Raw genomic sequence first — 14784 nt, forward strand, 5'->3', positions numbered from 1 at the left:
AATTTTCCCATCAGTAAAAGCGATAAGCGAGCGAGATTTTTCTATATTGATTCTCGCTGAGGTTTAAATCTTGGTGAGTGGTGAGAATAACACACCCACCGCGTTTCGTATGGTCTACAAATAGTTGTTCTAACGTTGAAACGCCGGTTTTATCAATTGCGGTAAAAGGTTCGTCGAGTATCCAAATAGGCGCATTACTTTGCCAAAGCTTTGCTAATGCGATGCGGCGATGTTGTCCGGCACTTAGGTGATTGGCAAGCGCATCTTCAAACCCTAGTAAGTTGACTTTTTCAAGGGTTTGTTCAGCCTGATTTGATATTAAGCCAGCCATTGCCAAATTGAACGTGAGGTTTTCTTGCGCCGTCATTTCACCTTTTACTCCAGCAAGATGACCTATATAGAGTAAATTTTGATGAAATGTTTCTTTGTCTCTCGTGATATCTTGTTGATGAAAGAAAACATTGCCGTCATATGGCACGCTTAAACCCGCCAAAATTCTTAAAAGACTGGTTTTTCCCGCGCCATTAGGTCCTTCTATTTGGACAATTTCACCGGGTAAGAAGGTTAAATCGAGCGCTTCAAACAAGACCCTTTCTTCACGAATACAGGTGAGGTTCTTAGCGGAAAGTAATGGTTCTATCGAATCAGACATTGAATTTTTATGCTTGCTAAACCCAAGAGGCGACAAATAAGCTCTAGATCTTTAGTCTCAATTAATGGCGCTAATGCTACTACACAATCGCTCATGATCCTAGGATGTGTTGACCTTTCGCAGCTATTTTTGTATTTGCTTTGATCGATTGATGCAAGTTTACGTAAAACAGTGCTAGAATTGCAGCAATTTTTTTGCCTACATGGCTGAAACAATTATTTATCGTGTTTGAGTAGTCTAAGTTTACCAACTTAGTATTCGGAGAATTCTATGATACCTGAATTGGGGCATTTAGCCTTAGTCGTCGCGCTCGCATTTGCTTTATGCTTAAGTATTGTTCCGTTGTTTGGCAGTGTAACAGGTCACTTACACCTTGCCCGTTATGCTAAACCATTAACCTTTGGTATGTTTGCTTTTACTACGATAAGTATTGTCATCTTAGCGTATAGCTTTGTTGTCGACGATTTCTCTGTTCGCTATATCGCGGGGCATTCAAACTCTTTATTGCCTTATTATTTTAAAATTAGTGCCGTATGGGGTGGACATGAAGGCTCGTTATTGTTGTGGGTTTTCTCATTAACGGCATGGACAATGGCGGTAGCCAAGTTTAGCAAAGGCATTGACGAAGTGTTTATTGCTCGGGTGCTTTCCGTGCTAGGAATGGTAGCCGTTGGCTTTATGTTATTTACATTGCTGACTTCAAATCCATTTGATCGTTTATGGCCAGTGGTTCCGAGTGAAGGGCGAGATTTAAACCCATTGTTACAAGATGTTGGCTTAATTATCCATCCGCCAATGCTGTATTTGGGTTACGTTGGTTTTGCTGTGTCATTTGCATTCGCTGTTGCTGCCTTGATGGCTGGTAAGCTAGATGCCGCTTGGGCAAGGTGGGCAAGGCCATGGGTTGTAGCTGCGTGGATATTTTTAACGTTAGGGATCGCCTTAGGAAGTTGGTGGGCTTACTACGAACTTGGCTGGGGCGGCTGGTGGTTCTGGGATCCCGTTGAAAATGCTTCTTTTATGCCTTGGCTTGTTGGTACGGCATTACTCCATTCTTTAGCGGTTACCGAAAAGCGAGGTACCTTTAGAAACTGGACCGTATTGTTAGCGATTTTTGCCTTTAGCTTAAGTTTATTAGGGACGTTTTTGGTTCGTTCAGGTGTTATTACATCGGTTCATTCTTTTGCTAGTGATCCAACACGAGGTTCATTCATCTTGATGCTCCTGGCAATTACCGTTGGTGGTTCATTAACCTTGTTTGCGCTTAGAGCGTCAAACGTAGCCAGTTTTAGTCGGTTTGCCTTTTACTCTAGAGAAACGGCGTTACTGGTAGCTAATATCATCTTAGTTGTTGCTGCAGTGACTGTGTTACTAGGGACGATTTACCCGTTGATTATTGATGCGATGGGATTAGGCAAAATATCTGTTGGACCGCCATATTTCAACGCGGTATTTGTGCCAATAATGAGCTGTTTATTTATCGTTATGGGCATTGGTCCATTAATCCGTTGGAAAAAAGCCAAGCAAGGGGAATTAAGAAAACAAATTGTTAAGCCCTCAGTCATTAGTATTGTGCTTGGTGTTGCTTTTCCTTTTGTGTATGGCGGTGAATTTAATGCCTTGGTTGCCATGGGAATGACGCTTGCGTTTTGGGTTGCGTTGGTGGTGATTAAAGACTTGCGTAATCAAGCTAAAAGAGACGGTAAACGGTATCAATTTGATAAGGTTAGTTTGAGCCAGTGGGGAATGACTATCGCTCATTTAGGTATCGCTGTAACGGTGGTTGGTGTCACCTTAGTTTCTATTTATGAAACAGAAACTAATGTTAAAATGGCGAGCGGTGAAACAGCTCATGTGGCTGGCTTTGATGTCAAATTTAACGGTATTAAACAAGTTAAAGGGCCTAATTACTCGGCCGAGCAAGGGCAGTTTGAAATTTACCAAGATGGAGACTTTATCGCTTTGCTTAAACCTGAACGCCGTACCTATTTAGTGCAAACCATGGGAATGACCGAAGCAGGTATTGATCCAGGGTTGTTCAGAGATGTTTATGTTGCGTTAGGCGATCCGTTACCAGATGGTGCTTGGGCAGTGAGAGTTCATCATAAACCCTTCGTTCGTTGGATTTGGCTAGGGGCAATTTTTATGGCCATTGGGGGACTATTTGCCATGGCTGACAAACGTTATCGTCGTCGTGTTGAAAATAAAGCGAAGGTTCGCGCATCAAAATCAGTGATAAAGAGTGCAGTTGCGGAGGAAGCGCGTTAATGAATAAGTTAATTCGTATTTTACCTTTAATTGTGGTTATTGCACTTGGATCAGTTTTATATCTGAGTTTATTCAATGATCCGCAAAAATTGCCATCAGCGCTTGTTGGTCAGCCGATGCCTAAGTTTAGCTTGCCTCAACTGAGTGATGAAAATAAACAACTTACTGAGCAAGATTTAACTGGCGAAATTGTTTTGTTAAATGTATGGGGATCTTGGTGCTGGGCATGTACTCAAGAGCATCCCTTTTTAGTTGATATTGCTAAAGATAAACGGATCACTTTATATGGCATAAATTACAAAGATGAACGTTCAGATGCCTTGCAATGGCTAAATGATTATAAAGACCCTTTTGTCTTTTCGATATTTGACCGTTTAGGTCGGCTTGGTATTGACTTGGGAGTGTATGGCGCACCTGAAACGTTTGTGATCGATCATCAAGGTATCATTCGCATGAGACATGCTGGGCCGATTGATGGCATGGTTTGGAAGGAAAAATTTGAACCGATGATATCAATTTTAGAAGCAGAAAGAATGGGAGAAAAAAGTTAATGAAACACTTTCTATTACTATGTGCTTTGGTTTTATCGGTCAGCTCGTTATCTGCGTTTGCAACTGATGTTTATCAATTTGAAGACAAGGTGACTCAAAAGCGATACAACACGTTAATTAAAGAGTTGCGCTGCCCTAAGTGCCAAAATCAAAATTTGGCAGATTCAAACTCCCCCATTGCTGCGGATCTTCGCCGAGAGGTCTATGAAATGTTAATGCAAAACAAAAGCGATGGTGAAATTGTTAATTTTATGGTTAAGCGCTACGGTGAGTTTGTTTTGTATCGTCCCAAAGTGTCAAATTTGACTTATATCCTGTGGTTTGGCCCAGCAATTTTATTATTGTTGGGTGCAATGGTGGTTGTGTTTGTCTTAAGAACTAGTGCTAAAAAGAAAAACAAAACGCTTTCGCCTCAACAGCAGCAAAAACTTGAAGATATTTTAAAAGATAAATAACTTATGTCTGAATTACTGATCGTTCTTATCGCTTTTATCGCGCTTATTATCCTGGTTATTTGGTTACACTTCTTTAAGCAAAAAAGTCATGTGAGTGATGTCGATAATCGCTTTCGTGACCAAATGAATATTGATTTATATCATGAGCATAAAGCTGAGATAGAAAAAGACTTTGAGCAAAAAAATATCGATGAAGAAAGCTATCAATATTTATTGACTGAACTTAACCAAAGCTTATTGCAAGACATTGAAGAAAATAAAGCGGAGCAAGAAGGTAGTGCTTCTTCAAAACCGTTAAGCATAATGTGGCCAGCGTTTTTAACGCTTTTTGTCATTGGTTTTAGTGGCTACTATTACCATCAGCAAGGTGCCTACCAACAAATAGTTAGTCAACCAAAGCAAAGTACTAATGAGCAGCTAAGTGTCCAGCAGCAGCAAGCGGCGCAATTAGCGCAATTTAAACAACAGTTAACATTAACGCCAGACAATTCCGATTTGTGGTATAGCTATGGGCAAGCTTTGGTTTCTGTTGGTGAATTTAGTAAAGCTCAAGAAGCGTTTGATACCGTATTAGCGATAGAAGGCGAAAAAGCTGATGTCTATGGTGTTAAAGCACAGGCGAGTTACTATCAAAATAATCAACAAATTACAGCCGATGTACAACAATATATTGATAAAGCGTTGGCGCTAGATGCGAAAGAACCTTCTACCAACATTTTGCTGGGGATGGATCACTTTCTACGCGAAGAGTTTGAGCAAGCAATTAGCTATTGGCAGCTGGTTGTAAACGACAACCGCGAAAACGTTAATGTTGTCGCCTTGCAAAATGCAATTACTGAAGCTCAACGTCGTCTTCCGCAAAATGCTCAACCTTCATCCGCGGAAAATGCTTCATTGTCAATTAATGTGAGCTTATCTGAAGCATTAAACAATGAACTTATGGAGCAAGAAGATCGGGTCGTTTTTGTTTACGCAATACCGACTAGCGGTTCAAGAATGCCATTAGCAGCATTAAAACTCAGAACCAGTGACTTACCTGTAACTATCACCTTAAGTGATGACAATGCTATGACGCCCCAAGCAAAACTAAGCCAAGCTGAACAGGTTCATGTTTTTGCTATTGCATCATCAACGGGTAGCGCAGGTATTAACCCGGGTGATTATAAAGCGCAGCTTGATAATGTGGTGGTTAATAGCAAAGAAACACTTAACTTAGTGATCGATAGTGTCATCGAATAAGTATTGTTGGTATTTGTAACGATAAGGTCATCATGATGTCGAGATTTTTGGGGCGCAGCAAAGAAATTCACCAAACTAAAGCCAAGGTTGGGGTCTTGTTAACAAACTTAGGTACGCCAGAGCAACCAACGGCACCTGCATTAAGACGTTACTTGCGAGAGTTTTTATCCGACCCTCGTGTGGTTGAAATACCACGCCTCATTTGGATGGTGATACTGCATGGCATTATTTTAAGAGTACGACCGCAAAAGTCAGCCAAGTTATATCAAAGTATTTGGACTGAGCAAGGCTCGCCATTAATGGTGATTAGCCAAGCGTTGACCGAGCAAGTCGCCTCACGATTACAAGAAAAGCATCAAGATAAGGTTATCGTCGACTTAGCGATGCGTTACGGTCAGCCAAGTATTGACAATGCGTTAGAAAACTTTCAAAAACAAGGGGTACAGCGCATTATTGTTTTACCAATGTATCCGCAATATGCCGGCCCAACCACTGGTTCGACATTTGATGCTGTTGTAAATCATATGAAGAAATGGCGTTGGATCCCATCACTCCATTTTATTGGCAGTTATCATGATCAGCCTTTATATATCGAAGCTTTAGTAAAGACAATTGAAGAGCATGTCGCCGCACATGGTAAGCCAGATAAATTGGTGCTTTCTTATCATGGTATGCCTAAGCACTTTCTTGACAGCGGAGATCCTTATTACTGTTTTTGTCATAAAACCACTCGCTTGGTGAGAGAGCGTTTAGGATGGCAAGAGCAAGATTTTGTGATGAGCTTTCAATCGCGGTTTGGCAAGGCTGAATGGCTTAAACCTTATACTGATGAAACGTTAGCGCAATTAGCTAAGGAAGGTCACAAACATGTCGCGATTATTAGTCCTGCTTTCAGTGCTGATTGCTTAGAGACCTTAGAAGAGCTTAAACATGAAAATAAAGATGTTTTTCTATCAGCAGGCGGCGAAACGTACCATTATATCCCAGCATTAAATGATCGCAGTGATCATTGTGATATGGTCATGCACTTAATTGAACCACACATTGGAAGCTAAGATTTGAGCAACGTATATCAACATCAATTGGTTCTTGATAAAGCCTATTATCAAGAGTGCTTCGAGCAATCAGAGCAGCCTAAATCATTTTCACAGTTATACGCTAAAGCCATATTTTTTATTGTATTAGGTATGGTTTTAGTGTTGTTTACTGAGGTCAATGACTATGCCGCGTGGTTTATTTTTGCGTTAGGTATTCTCGAAATAGTTGCTCAAATCTACCGAAAGGCGTGGTGGGTCACTCGACAAATGCTCAGTAAGGAATCTAAAACCACGGTAGATTTAACCATTGATGAACAACACATCACCACCAAATCTTTTTATCATCAACAACGTATTGCTTGGCAGGAGATTAGTGAGATAAAACCAACCGAAAAAGGTTATTTGATATTACACCCCGCGGGCGCTAACTATTTGTCTAAGCAACATCTTAATGACTGGGCGGAAGACTTAATTCGAGCGCATATTAAATCTCAAACATCTTAGTTTCGTTTTTTCTAATGCTTTTAAATCGTCTGAGTAAGGTAACAATAAGTTTATTCACCACATTTTTGTGCTCTTGGCTATTGCTGGTTGTATTAGCACCGATGTCACTTTCTGCACTGCTTGGTGGTGTCATCGCTAAAACTGTGGTTACTCGACTTTCAGCGAGACGATTAAAATTGTTTTTTTCGTTTTGGTTAATTGTTATCGGAGCGGTGGGGTTAAAACCATAAGGGATTGTTTTAATTCTCGCTGAATGATCAAATATTTAATTCAGTTGGTATCACTGCCCTGATAAGCTATTGGAATGTTAACTATTTGTCTCTTTGGCACAATATTGACCGCTTTATTGCTGCCATTAATGAAGTTTTCTTGTTAAAATTGGGCCTCAGATCCACAAAACCCCACAAATTCATCAACTTCCTTTCAACCCGCTATTTTATTAGTGATCAAGGCGATCAAAATAGTAAATCATTGCTTGACATAGCTTCACAATTCTCACTAAACTGTATAAATGTGGAGAAAAGTGGGAAATAGTGGATCAGATAAGATTCCAATATAAAAATAAGGTTATGTTTAGAGGCACCAGCGCAATCACGCTAGACAGTAAAAATAGAATCACGATACCGACGAAGTATCGCGAGGAGCTATTTTCTGATTGCCAAGGAAAAATGGTGTGTACCGTCGATATTCAACACCCTTGTTTATTGTTATACCCACTCCCTGAATGGGAAGAAATTGAATTAAAGCTTTGTGGTTTATCAAGTATGAATCCGCAAGAGCGCATTTTACAGCAAGTGTTACTTGGTAATGCCTCCGACTGTGAAATTGATAAGAGTGGTCGCTTATTGATTAACGGACCTTTGAGACAGCATGCCGGGCTAGAAAAGAACATTATGCTAGTTGGTCAACTTAAAAAGTTTGAAATATGGAGTGAAGAAGCTTGGCAAGGACAAATGCAACAAGGCATCGCCAAGATTCAGTCCGGTGAAATAGAACTTACAGAGCGTCTTTTAGACTTGTCTCTGTAAATAAAAATTACAATATAAAAAACGGCGTTTATTTAAATGCAAAAAGATAAGTCACACATTTCAGTGCTGCTTGACGAAGCTATCACTGGACTCGCGATTAAGCCAGACGGTATTTATATCGACTGTACGTTTGGTCGCGGCGGCCACTCGGGGCTTATCCTTTCTCAACTGTCTGACTCAGGCAGGCTCATTGCTATCGATAGAGATCCTACGGCGATTAAAGCAGCAGAAAAGTATGCCAGTGATGCTCGATTTTCAATTGTGCATGATGGTTTTGCCAACCTAGCTGAAATCGCTGAAAAACTGGGGTTAACGAGGCAAGTCGACGGTATTTTGATGGATCTTGGCGTTTCTTCGCCGCAACTCGATGAGGCTGAACGAGGCTTTAGCTTCATGAAAGATGGCCCATTAGATATGCGCATGGATACCAGTAAAGGTCAAACTGCGGCCCAATGGTTAGCAAAAGCCGATGTTGAGGATATTAGCTGGGTACTAAAAACTTTCGGTGAAGAAAAGCATGCGTGGCGTATCGCAAATGCGATTGTTGATACCAGAGAGCAACAACCATTAACAAGAACCAGTGAATTAGCAGCGCTTATTAAAAAAACGGCACCGCAGCGAGAAATAAAAAAGCATCCTGCTACGCGTTCTTTTCAAGCTATTCGTATGTATATCAACAGTGAATTGGAACAAATCGAAAATGCATTAGCAGCCTCTCTCGACGTACTAAAAGTTGATGGGCGCTTGGTGGTGATCAGTTTTCATTCATTAGAAGATCGTCTGGTAAAACAGTTCATGAAGAAGCATTCACAAGGTAAACAAGTGCCTCGCGGTATGCCAGTAAGTGAAGCTGAATTAAATAAAGGTAAAAAACTTTCGTTGGTTGGACGCAAAACTAAACCATCGCAATCGGAAGTTGAAGAAAACGTGCGCTCAAGAAGCTCGGTGATGCGAGTCGCACAAAGGTTGGCTGACTAAGTAATGGCGACGAAAAAGGTCGTGCTGGTTTTCGATATCTGGCAGGACATTCAACGCCATTTGTTGACTTACTTGTTGCTAGTAGCCGTTGTGGGGAGTGCATTTGCGGTAATTTATTTTACCCATTTAAATCGCCAAACTACGGTAACACTGGAGCGGTTGTTGAGCGAGCGAGATGAGTTAGATGTTGAATGGCGTAATTTGCTAATAGAGCAAAACAGTTTGGCAGAGCATAGCGTTATAGAAAGTAAAGCCCGTAAAAAGTTGAATATGAAACGTCCGAGTGTTGATTCGGAAGTGATAATAAAAATTAAATGAGTGTAATGTGAGTAATAGAGCCGTAAATCAAAAACCAAAAACAGTCGCATGGCGTTTTTACGTCGTGGTTTCTGTTGTTGTTTTGATTTATGTGAGCTTAGCGGCACGCTCTGCTTATATTCAAGTCATAGAACCTGATATGCTGCAACGTCAAGGCGACTTGCGTTCATTGCGTACCGCAGAGAACGAAGTGCATCGTGGTTCAATTGTCGACAGAAATGGCAATGAATTAGCGGTAAGTGTGCCAGTTGAAACGGTGTGGGCTGATCCGAAAACAGTTATCGCCAATAATGGCTTAGCAATGGTAGACCATTGGCAAGCGTTGGCTGAAGTACTCGATAAAGATGTCATTGATCTGAAAAATCGTATTACTGAGCATCCAACGCGTCGATTTATCTATGTTGAGCGTCAGGTTTCCCCTGCGATGGCAAGATACATTAAAGAACTAAAAATCCCAGGCATCTATCTTCGTAAGGAATCGAAACGTTTTTATCCGACCGGAGAGATCAGTGCTCATGTTGTTGGTTTTACCGATTTAGATGATAAAGGCATTGAAGGTATTGAACGAGTTTTCGATAACCTACTCACTGGTGAAAGTGGCAAAAAGCGCTATCGTAAAGACGCTAAAGGGAATCCTATTGAGATATTGGAAGATGTTGAGTCGACACCTCCTCAAGACCTAGTCCTCAGCATTGATCAGCGTATCCAAGCGCTTGCCTATAAAGAATTAAAAGGGGCGGTTAAGGCATTTAAAGCAACTTCTGGCTCTGTTGTTGTAACCAATGTCCATACTGGCGAAATTCTCGCTTTAGTTAATAGCCCAAGCTATAACCCCAACAATCGCGTTGATGTAGCACCACACCGCTTTAGAAACCGCGCGATCACCGACTTTTACGAGCCTGGTTCTGCGATGAAGCCGTTAACCATAATATCGGCATTAGAATTCGGTCAGATTGAAGCGGATGGAATTGTTGATACTAACCCTGGTTGGATGCGTCTAGGTGGGCGACGCGTTAGCGACCCAATCAACCGTAAAGAGCAATCACTTACTGATATTTTGATACACAGCTCTAACATGGGGACATCGAAATTAGCGTTATCAATGCCTAAAGAGTACTTTCTGGATAAATTTTTTGAAGCAGGCTTTGGTGAGCAAACAGGTATTGAATTAGCGGGCGAAAGCAGCGGTATTATGCATCAACGTAGCCGTTGGTCACAGTTTGAATTAGCGACGTTATCTTACGGTATGGGAGTGGCGGCGACACCATTACAACTTGCTCGCTTCTATGCAACGTTAGCCAATGGTGGCGTCAAGAAAAAATTAACCATCCTCAAAGCTAATCCTGATCAAAAGCAAACGCAATTTGGTGAGTCGGAACGTGTTTTTTCTAAGCAACATAGCCTTGAGGTTGTGCAAATGCTTGAACAAGTGGTTGAAGAGTATCAAAAAAATGCCGGCGTTGATGGCTATCGCGTTGCTGGAAAAACAGGTACTGCGTTTAAAGCATTAGCGGGTGGCTATGGTAATGATTATATCGGCATATTTTCGGGTGTTGCACCGGTTTCTCATCCTGAGATTGCGGTAGTTGTCGTTATTAATGAACCAGGCGGTGATTTATATCATGGTGGAGAGGTCGCAGCTCCGGTGTTTTCTCGAGTGATGAAGGGCAGCCTTCGATTTTTAAATATCGCCCCTGACGGCCATAGTCAAACGGTTGTTTTAGAAAAAACTCCGGAGGTTAATGATGCCTAACCTTCGCAGCCTCAATGATATTTTAAGTGCCGTTAATGTATCTGTACCTTGTGATATTCAAGTAGCAAAGCGTGCTTTACTGACTAACGACAGCAGACTACTTAAGTCAGACGATGTATTTTGTGCTGTCATTGGCCAACAAGCTGATGGCAGAGATTATATCGAGCAAGCTTTACAGAAAAATGTCGCATTGGTGATTAAAGAATGTCAAAACGAAGATCATCATGGTCAAGTTACTCAGTTAACGGGGGCTAATGGTGAAGCGGTTTATCAAGTTAATGTTTTTCAACTTAATCTTCGACTCTTTGACTTAGCAAGCAGCTTTTATGATTTTCCACAACAACAACTATGTGTTTGCGGTGTTACTGGGACTAATGGCAAAACAAGTATTAGTCAGCTCATTGCGCAATTGTTCGCTTTGATTGGAAAACCATGCGCAATTATTGGCACAAATGGCGCGGGTTTACCTGGCCAGCTTTTAGCATTAAACAATACGACCCCAGGCGCAACCGAGTTAATGAACTTATTGGCGAGTTTTGCTGAGCAAGAAATAAAGCACGTTGCGATGGAAGTTTCATCGCATGCGTTAGATCAAAAACGGGTTGCTCCAGAGTTATTTGATGTTGCTGTTTTTTCAAATTTATCTCGTGACCATCTTGATTATCATCAAACCATGGATGCTTATGCTAAAGCGAAGTTTACCTTGTTTACCCAGCAAAGTGGTCAAATAGCGGTTATTAACGGCACCGATGAAATCGCTAAACAATGGCTCAAGTACTGGCCACGTCAAGACGATTTAATTGTTTATTGCAAAGGTGAGCAGCTCAATAACTTTAAGCGTTTTGTTCAAGCCAGTGATATAAAACATAGCGCGAGTGGAGCAAGCTTTATCCTAACTACCGAGTTAGATAGTGTAGCGATTGAAAGTCCACTACTAGGTGACTTTAACATTGATAACTTAATGGCGGCAGTTGCGGTGCTATTAAGCCAAGGCTTTTCTCTTAAAGAAATAGCATTACAGGTGCCGAAACTAACGGCGGTTGATGGCCGTATGGAAACGTTTAAAGGCGAAAACTCTCCGACGGTTGTTGTCGATTATGCTCACACCCCAGATGCTTTAGAAAAAGTATTACACGCCTGTAGAGCGCATTGTCATGGCAATTTGTGGCTGGTATTTGGGTGTGGTGGTGACCGCGATAAAGGTAAAAGAGCGATGATGGCTGCAGTTGCCGAGCGCTTTGCTGATAAAGTTATGGTGACCTCCGATAACCCAAGAAATGAAGAGCCAATCGATATTATTCAAGATATTGTCGAAGGGTTTGAGGACGCAACTGATATTATGATAGAAGTTGACCGCGCCAAAGCCATTAAAGAGGTTATCGCGGGCGCTAACAAAGCAGATATTATTGTTTTAGCGGGCAAAGGCCATGAAGACTACATTGAAGTCGCAGGTCAAAAACATCATTTCGATGAGAGAGTAATAGTCAAACAGGCATTAGCTCAAGAGGTTAGTTTATGATCACCTTAACCTTGTCTGAAATCGCAAACGCTCTTAACGGAACACTTCTTGGTGAAGATAAACGCATTGAACAGGTAACAACCGATAGCCGAATGCTTGTCGCTAATGATGTGTTTTTGGCGCTTAAAGGCCCTAACTTTGATGGTCACCGCTTTATTGAACAAGTTGCACAAATGGGATGTTCGGCGGTTATTGTTGAACATCAATGTGATACTGACTTACCTCAAATTGTCGTTGAAAACACTCATCAGGCATTAGGTCGTTTGGGTGCCTATGTCCGTGAAAAAGTCGCGCCTAAAGTGGTTGGTATTACCGGAAGTAGCGGTAAAACAACGGTTAAAGAAATGGTTGCAGCGATTCTGGCTCGTCTAGGTAATGTTTTAGCCACTAAAGGGAACTTTAATAATGATATCGGCGTTCCATTAACTTTATTGCGTTTAGAGCAACAGCATGATTATGCCGTCATTGAGATGGGGGCAAATCACATGGGGGAAATAGCCTATACCACTAATTTAGTGAAGCCAGATGTCGCCATTATTAATAATATTGCAGCGGCTCACTTAGAAGGGTTCGGTGATTTATGTGGTGTTGCCAGAGCTAAAGGTGAAATATTTGATGGTTTGTCTGATAAAGGGGTTGCTATTTATAACCAAGACTGTCAATTAGCGAGTAAATGGCAATGGCGTTTAACCGATAAAACGGTTCGTAAATTTTCTTGTCATAATCAGGCTGACGTTTATAGCTCTGATGTAATGCTTAATGAAGATGGCTGTGCAACATTCACCTTAAATAGCCAAGTTGGGCAGGCATATATTGAACTTAACGTGCCAGGTACACATAACGTTTGTAATGCAGTAGCTGCAGCGGCAATTGCATTAGAAATGGGGGCTTCACTTGATGATATCCGCCTAGGGCTAGCTGATATGCTCTCGGTAAAAGGGCGCCTCAACGTGCATCAGTTATCAGCAAATTTTAAACTGATTGATGATACTTATAATGCCAACGTTGAATCAATTAAAGCGGCAAGTGAGTTGCTAGCGAGCTTTCCAGGCAGAAGAATCCTCATTATCGGCGACATGGGAGAGCTTGGTGCGGATGCGAGAAAATATCATCATGAAGTCGGAGAGCATGCCGCTCAATGCAAAATTGATCAACTACTAACACTTGGTGTTCTTAGCCAAAGCACGACAGATGGCTTTAATGGAAAAACAGGTGATGGTGGCCAGCACTTTATTGAGCGCGAGTCGTTACTTAACACTTTAAAGGCATTGTTAGTCGATGAGCAACAACACGTTTCTATTCTGGTTAAGGGCTCTCGAAGTGCTCATATGGAAAAGGTTGTCAATGATATAATCCAGTGGCGTGAAAGCCTCAAAGAAAAGGGGCAATGCTAATGTTATTGTGGCTAGGTGAATATTTAACCCAATATTTCAGCGTATTTAATGTATTTTCGTACTTAACATTTAGAGCGATTGTATCGACGTTAACCGCTTTAGGTCTCTCGTTATACTTCGGTCCCAAGTTAATTCGTGCACTCCAAAAAATGCAAATTGGTCAAACAGTTAGAGATGACGGACCTGAAAGTCACCTATCTAAGTCTGGTACGCCAACTATGGGGGGGGTGCTGATACTTGCAGCAATAATTATTAGTGTGCTGTTATGGGCGGATCTAACCAATTTGTATGTTTGGGCCGTGTTATTTGTTGTTGCAAGCTTTGGTATTATCGGTTTTGTCGATGACTATCGAAAAGTTATTCGTAAAGACTCAAATGGCTTGATTGCCCGTTGGAAATATTTTTGGCAAACGGTCATCGGCTTCACCGTAGCGTTTTTCTTATACGCTAGCGCGCAGTCTCCTCAGGAAACCGCGCTGATCGTGCCTTTTATTAAAGACATTATGCCTCAGCTTGGTGTGTTTTATATCTTTCTCGCTTATTTTGTCATCGTAGGTACCAGTAACGCGGTTAATTTAACTGACGGTTTAGATGGTTTGGCTATTGTTCCAACCATTATGGTTGCTAGCGCATTTGCTGTCTTTGCATATGTGACTGGCAATGTGAATTTTTCTGCCTACTTAAATATTCCTTATATTGCTCAAACGAGTGAGCTAGTTGTCGTTTGTACGGCAATTGTCGGCGCTGGTCTAGGATTCCTTTGGTTTAACACTTATCCGGCACAAGTTTTTATGGGAGATGTTGGCTCTTTAGCATTAGGAGCAGCGCTTGGTGTTATTGCTGTTTTAGTCAGACAAGAGTTAGTGCTGTTTATTATGGGGGGAGTGTTTGTGATGGAAACGCTTTCCGTTATTTTGCAAGTGGGCTCATATAAGCTTAGAGGTCAGCGGGTCTTTCGTATGGCACCAATTCACCATCATTATGAATTAAAAGGCTGGCCAGAGCCACGTGTGATCGTCCGTTTTTGGATCATATCTTTGGTTTTAGTATTAATTGGTTTAGCAACGTTGAAGTTGCGTTAATAAGTT

Annotated in this window: 15 protein-coding genes; 14 read left to right on the forward strand and 1 reads right to left on the reverse strand. The window is 41.4% G+C overall.

What is annotated here, in order from left to right; translation table 11 throughout:
* Positions 1–10 precede the first annotated feature (10 nt).
* The gene (gene ccmA / locus ACSLUH_RS07335; RefSeq protein ID WP_448565653.1) at positions 11–652 is read right to left on the reverse strand and encodes a cytochrome c biogenesis heme-transporting ATPase CcmA; all 642 of its coding nucleotides are present in this window, start codon (positions 650–652) and stop codon (positions 11–13) included.
* Positions 653–922: 270 nt separating this feature from the next.
* Between ccmA and ACSLUH_RS07340 the strand changes: the two genes are divergently transcribed.
* The 14 genes from ACSLUH_RS07340 to mraY all read left to right on the forward strand — a co-directional run bounded on the left by ACSLUH_RS07340 (position 923) and on the right by mraY (position 14778).
* On the forward strand, positions 923–2920 hold the full coding sequence (locus tag ACSLUH_RS07340) for a heme lyase CcmF/NrfE family subunit (protein WP_448565654.1): 1998 nt from the start codon (positions 923–925) through the stop codon (positions 2918–2920).
* A complete protein-coding gene (locus ACSLUH_RS07345) occupies positions 2920–3471 on the forward strand; it encodes a DsbE family thiol:disulfide interchange protein (protein ID WP_448565655.1) in 552 nt (183 codons plus the stop codon). Before ACSLUH_RS07340 ends, ACSLUH_RS07345 begins: the two co-directional genes overlap by 1 nt.
* A complete protein-coding gene (locus ACSLUH_RS07350) occupies positions 3471–3926 on the forward strand; it encodes a cytochrome c-type biogenesis protein (protein WP_448565656.1) in 456 nt (151 codons plus the stop codon). The genes ACSLUH_RS07345 and ACSLUH_RS07350 overlap by 1 nt, the downstream gene beginning before the upstream one ends.
* A 3-nt stretch (positions 3927–3929) precedes the next feature.
* Positions 3930–5165 (forward strand): c-type cytochrome biogenesis protein CcmI, encoded by a 1236-nt coding sequence (gene ccmI, locus ACSLUH_RS07355; RefSeq protein WP_448565657.1) that lies wholly within the window; start codon positions 3930–3932, stop codon positions 5163–5165.
* A gap of 35 nt (positions 5166–5200) precedes the next feature.
* Entirely contained in the window at positions 5201–6220 is a 1020-nt protein-coding gene (gene hemH / locus ACSLUH_RS07360; RefSeq protein WP_448565697.1) for a ferrochelatase, read from the forward strand.
* A gap of 3 nt (positions 6221–6223) precedes the next feature.
* Positions 6224–6706: a YcxB family protein gene (locus ACSLUH_RS07365; protein ID WP_448565658.1), complete on the forward strand. Its 483-nt coding sequence runs from the start codon at positions 6224–6226 to the stop codon at positions 6704–6706.
* A 14-nt stretch (positions 6707–6720) separates the two neighbouring features.
* On the forward strand, positions 6721–6936 hold the full coding sequence (locus ACSLUH_RS07370) for a hypothetical protein (protein WP_448565659.1): 216 nt from the start codon (positions 6721–6723) through the stop codon (positions 6934–6936).
* Positions 6937–7275: 339 nt separating this feature from the next.
* Positions 7276–7734 (forward strand): division/cell wall cluster transcriptional repressor MraZ, encoded by a 459-nt coding sequence (gene mraZ / locus ACSLUH_RS07375; RefSeq protein WP_448565698.1) that lies wholly within the window; start codon positions 7276–7278, stop codon positions 7732–7734.
* A gap of 36 nt (positions 7735–7770) precedes the next feature.
* Complete coding sequence (rsmH, locus tag ACSLUH_RS07380) at positions 7771–8712, forward strand: 16S rRNA (cytosine(1402)-N(4))-methyltransferase RsmH (RefSeq protein WP_448565660.1); 942 nt, start codon at positions 7771–7773, stop codon at positions 8710–8712.
* 3 nt (positions 8713–8715) lie between these two features.
* Positions 8716–9030 (forward strand): cell division protein FtsL, encoded by a 315-nt coding sequence (gene ftsL, locus ACSLUH_RS07385; RefSeq protein ID WP_448565661.1) that lies wholly within the window; start codon positions 8716–8718, stop codon positions 9028–9030.
* Positions 9031–9037: 7 nt separating this feature from the next.
* A complete protein-coding gene (locus ACSLUH_RS07390; RefSeq protein ID WP_448565662.1) occupies positions 9038–10783 on the forward strand; it encodes a peptidoglycan D,D-transpeptidase FtsI family protein in 1746 nt (581 codons plus the stop codon).
* Positions 10773–12302, forward strand: coding sequence for a UDP-N-acetylmuramoyl-L-alanyl-D-glutamate--2,6-diaminopimelate ligase (locus ACSLUH_RS07395; protein WP_448565663.1), 1530 nt, complete (start codon positions 10773–10775; stop codon positions 12300–12302). Before ACSLUH_RS07390 ends, ACSLUH_RS07395 begins: the two co-directional genes overlap by 11 nt.
* A complete protein-coding gene (gene murF, locus ACSLUH_RS07400; RefSeq protein ID WP_448565664.1) occupies positions 12299–13696 on the forward strand; it encodes a UDP-N-acetylmuramoyl-tripeptide--D-alanyl-D-alanine ligase in 1398 nt (465 codons plus the stop codon). Before ACSLUH_RS07395 ends, murF begins: the two co-directional genes overlap by 4 nt.
* Positions 13696–14778, forward strand: coding sequence for a phospho-N-acetylmuramoyl-pentapeptide-transferase (mraY, locus tag ACSLUH_RS07405; protein WP_448565665.1), 1083 nt, complete (start codon positions 13696–13698; stop codon positions 14776–14778). Before murF ends, mraY begins: the two co-directional genes overlap by 1 nt.
* Positions 14779–14784 lie beyond the last annotated feature (6 nt).

The organism is Thalassotalea ganghwensis (assembly GCF_053485795.1).

What these genes read in the sequence shown, in the direction of transcription:
- ACSLUH_RS07345 (WP_448565655.1), top strand. Translation starts at nt 2,920, where the DNA reads ATGAATAAGTTAATTCGTATTTTACCTTTAATTGTGGTTATTGCACTT.
- ACSLUH_RS07395 (WP_448565663.1), top strand. Translation starts at nt 10,773, where the DNA reads ATGATGCCTAACCTTCGCAGCCTCAATGATATTTTAAGTGCCGTTAAT.
- hemH (WP_448565697.1), top strand. Translation starts at nt 5,201, where the DNA reads ATGTCGAGATTTTTGGGGCGCAGCAAAGAAATTCACCAAACTAAAGCC.
- ACSLUH_RS07370 (WP_448565659.1), top strand. Translation starts at nt 6,721, where the DNA reads ATGCTTTTAAATCGTCTGAGTAAGGTAACAATAAGTTTATTCACCACA.
- ccmA (WP_448565653.1), bottom strand. Translation starts at nt 652, where the DNA reads ATGTCTGATTCGATAGAACCATTACTTTCCGCTAAGAACCTCACCTGT.
- ccmI (WP_448565657.1), top strand. Translation starts at nt 3,930, where the DNA reads ATGTCTGAATTACTGATCGTTCTTATCGCTTTTATCGCGCTTATTATC.
- murF (WP_448565664.1), top strand. Translation starts at nt 12,299, where the DNA reads ATGATCACCTTAACCTTGTCTGAAATCGCAAACGCTCTTAACGGAACA.
- rsmH (WP_448565660.1), top strand. Translation starts at nt 7,771, where the DNA reads ATGCAAAAAGATAAGTCACACATTTCAGTGCTGCTTGACGAAGCTATC.
- ACSLUH_RS07340 (WP_448565654.1), top strand. Translation starts at nt 923, where the DNA reads ATGATACCTGAATTGGGGCATTTAGCCTTAGTCGTCGCGCTCGCATTT.
- mraY (WP_448565665.1), top strand. Translation starts at nt 13,696, where the DNA reads ATGTTATTGTGGCTAGGTGAATATTTAACCCAATATTTCAGCGTATTT.
- mraZ (WP_448565698.1), top strand. Translation starts at nt 7,276, where the DNA reads ATGTTTAGAGGCACCAGCGCAATCACGCTAGACAGTAAAAATAGAATC.
- ftsL (WP_448565661.1), top strand. Translation starts at nt 8,716, where the DNA reads ATGGCGACGAAAAAGGTCGTGCTGGTTTTCGATATCTGGCAGGACATT.
- ACSLUH_RS07350 (WP_448565656.1), top strand. Translation starts at nt 3,471, where the DNA reads ATGAAACACTTTCTATTACTATGTGCTTTGGTTTTATCGGTCAGCTCG.